Raw genomic sequence first — 3,185 nt, 5'->3', positions numbered from 1 at the left:
CCTTCATTAATTACTTCAGATTGCTTGTTTTCGATCCATTTACACAACTTCGGTCTTAAAATAAATAGTACCAATGCTGCGACGAGAGCAATCAAACCCAGTTCTAAAAATACACGACTATAGCTAGAGTTAGTAAGCATAGGTGAAATACTGTCTTGTCCGCCCATCATCCAATTAGAACTATAACTGGATAAGATCGCTCCCACACCAGTACCCAGCATCCATATTCCCATCATCACGCCCTGTAAAGAGTTAGGTATTAGCGCTCCAACCATTGCATAGCCAATGGGCGCGATAAGTAATTCCCCGGCACTTTGAAGAATAAAACAGAGAAAGATCCACCCTGGGGCAACCAATCCAACTGAATTCGCGTTAATTATACCTACAGGCAGGATTAGAAAAGCTAAACTAATTAGCAATAAGGCCCAAGCAAATTGCACAGGGATATTAATCGGCATGCCGCGTGAGCGCAGGCGGTTCAATAATGAACTTAATAATGGCCCACCGATAACAATGCTTAACGTATTGATATTCTGAAACCATTGTGGAGGGATGGTCATCATCAGCCAATTACGATCAACATTGTTATCGATAAAATAGGTTAAACCCATAGGCCCAGTCTGATACAACATCCAAAATACCGTACTCACTAACATCAACACTACAAAAGCGAGCATCTTTTTTGTGCATCCATAACATTTTGCTGGAATGCGAGCCAACAAGCAACAGCTAACATCAATCCACCAGTAAACAAAACCAATTTATTTGCCCAATTGGCAAAATGAATCAATTGGCTTAAAAGAAAAGGTAAGCAAAGAATCAACAATATGCCAATAAAAAAGCTTGTCTTTGCTTTTGTCTAGAGAGACGAGAATAAACGGTCTCTAGATCAGCTAAGCTGTGCCAAGAGTACAAGCAAATAAAAAGGGCAACCAAATTTCCCAAGCTGCTTAATAAAAATAAGCGCTGATAATTTTGTGATAATTGAAAATAACCACTTAAGCTAAATCCCATAAAGAAACCAATATTCATTCCAGCATAATTCCACAAAAAAGCGGTCTCACGGCGTTGGTCTTGTGGTTTAAAACGTTGCGTTAGCATGCAGTTAACGCAGGCGACATTAAGGCCACAGCCAATTAAAAAAGTGGCTAAACCATAATAAAGGTAAGCTGCATTGTTGCTGGCTAATAAAATGCAGCCAATAATTTGCGCAAACATACTAAAACAAAACAATGCTCGATTTGAGAAAAATCGCCCACCACAATAGCCACCCAACAGATGTAAAGTAAAATTAAGGGCAACAAATATGCCTGTAATGCTATTAGCTAATTTAACGGACAAACCCAGCTTACCTGTCATATATAAAACTAGCGTCGAATAAAGCACACTAAAACTCAGGGTCGCAAAAACTTGAATGAAAAACAGGGGAACTACTCCTTGTGGCAACCTATTCCAATTTATTTTTTGTTAGCTACTTTCAACATTGGATGCCTCCTCTGTTAGCGACATTCACCTCGAATATGACATGTCAACTTTCACCTGTCTATGCATAAAGACCAACCAAATAAAGTTATTACAAAAACCTGCAATTTCTTTACAAAGTGGAGTTTTATTGCAATATTTTTATACAAAACTCTACAATTTCTTTACAATATCAGCTTTAGAACAATAATTTTGCTGCTTGAACTGGATAGATCTTTTAGATTTGATTTTTGTACTTAATGAGCAATGGGTTTGAGGTTTAACCATGAACAAAAAATTTACTTAACTGGCATAGAAAAACGGCCAGGAAAATCTTTCGTATCGTTGGGTTTTTATCAACTCTTAAAGAGCAGCAAAAATCTATCCAATGCTTCAAGTTATTTTCGGAATCAGATGAGTCCCAAATTCCATTACTAGAAGCAGTAACAAAGCAATCCATGACACCGATCATGGATATAAGTAAAGCAATTGCTCTTATGCGTACTCAACCTGATGATTTACTTTCAGAAGTATTAGAAATAACTAAAACTCAGAAACAGGATGATTTGCTTTATTTTGAAGGCAGTGATTTTGAAAGTGACAATGATGTTTTTGAATATCAATTCAATTTAACGCTTGCACATCAACTAAATTGCGATGTGATTTTAGTTGTCTCTGCTAAAAATAGAACATTAGAACATACACTTTCTATTTTAAAAACTGCTCTGGAGGTGAGCAAAAAACACATGCACGTGTTGTGGGAGTTATTATTAATCGAGTATCCCCCTCTGACGAGAGTGAGGCATTGGGGCTTTTTCACAAACATTTACCCAAACTGGCATTTATAGCTGTTCTTCCTGAGTTTGAATCGCTGGCTAACCCATCTGTTCGTGATATCGTAACCACTTTAGATGCTAAAATTTTATGTGGTGAAACCGAGCTGCACCGACCAGTCAGACAATTTACGATTGCTGCCAAGACTATTAGTAATTTCTTACAATCACGTCTTGATAGAAGCGGTATGCTTATTATCACACCAGATGACCGTATTGATATTCTTTTAGGCTCACTTCTAGCTGATCAATCTGCTTACTATCCTAAAATAGCTGGTATTGTTTTAACCGGAGGTGAAATGCCGGGAACGACTATCTGTGAAATTCTCGCAGGCTTAGATCACACTTTTCCAGTCTTATTAACAGAACTTAAAACTTATGAAACTGCCACTACACTGTTTTCAGCAAAATTTAGTTTAAGTGAATCTGATCCCGATAAAGTGAAAACAGCCATAGAAACTATGCGTCCTTATCTACATGAACCTTTGACAAAATTGCTCAGTGATAAATCACTGAAACCACAATTAAGTCCAGCAGTATTTCTTTATGAATTAATCCATAAGGCAAAACAATTAAAACGGCATATTGTTCTTCCAGAGGGTGATGATGCACGAATATTAATTGCTGCTGATCACTTACTAAAACGCAACATTGTTAAGATTACGCTCTTAGGTAAAGTTGAAAAGATTAATTTATTGGCCAAACGCCTGGACTTGAATTTGTCAAATGCAACCATCATCGATATTGAAAAATCTGCAAAGCGAGAAAGTTACGCCCAACAATATTATCAACTTCGCCAACATAAAAATGTTAATTTACCTATTGCTCTTGAGCGAATGGCTGATGTGAATTATTTTGCTGCGATGATGGTTTATTGTGGTGATGCCGATG

General features: G+C 37.3%; 2 protein-coding genes and 1 pseudogene. 2 read left to right on the top strand and 1 reads right to left on the bottom strand.

The window, feature by feature from the left end; all coding sequences use genetic code 11:
- Window positions 1-1,446: pseudogene (locus BN58_RS37775) on the bottom strand (peptide MFS transporter); the annotation flags it as partial.
- Between the two features lie 473 nt (window positions 1,447-1,919).
- Between BN58_RS37775 and BN58_RS10900 the strand changes: the two are divergent.
- Both BN58_RS10900 and BN58_RS10895 read left to right on the top strand, forming a co-directional pair.
- Window positions 1,920-2,309 carry an AAA family ATPase gene (locus BN58_RS10900; RefSeq protein WP_083852180.1) on the top strand — a complete coding sequence of 130 codons (390 nt, stop codon included), beginning with the start codon at window positions 1,920-1,922 and terminating at the stop codon, window positions 2,307-2,309.
- Window positions 2,267-3,185, top strand: a 919-nt coding sequence (locus BN58_RS10895) for a phosphate acyltransferase (RefSeq protein ID WP_019216853.1), incomplete at its 3' end; no start/stop codon positions are given. The genes BN58_RS10900 and BN58_RS10895, both read left to right, overlap by 43 nt.

The sequence above is a fragment of the Legionella tunisiensis genome (assembly GCF_000308315.1).
In the GTDB taxonomy this organism is placed as follows: Bacteria; Pseudomonadota; Gammaproteobacteria; order Legionellales; family Legionellaceae; genus Tatlockia; species Tatlockia tunisiensis.
This window is presented reverse-complemented; position numbering and strand designations above follow the sequence as displayed.

Bases quoted from the DNA above. Each gene is read 5' to 3' on its own strand.
- BN58_RS10900 (WP_083852180.1), top strand. From the start codon at position 1,920: ATGACACCGATCATGGATATAAGTAAAGCAATTGCTCTTATGCGTACT.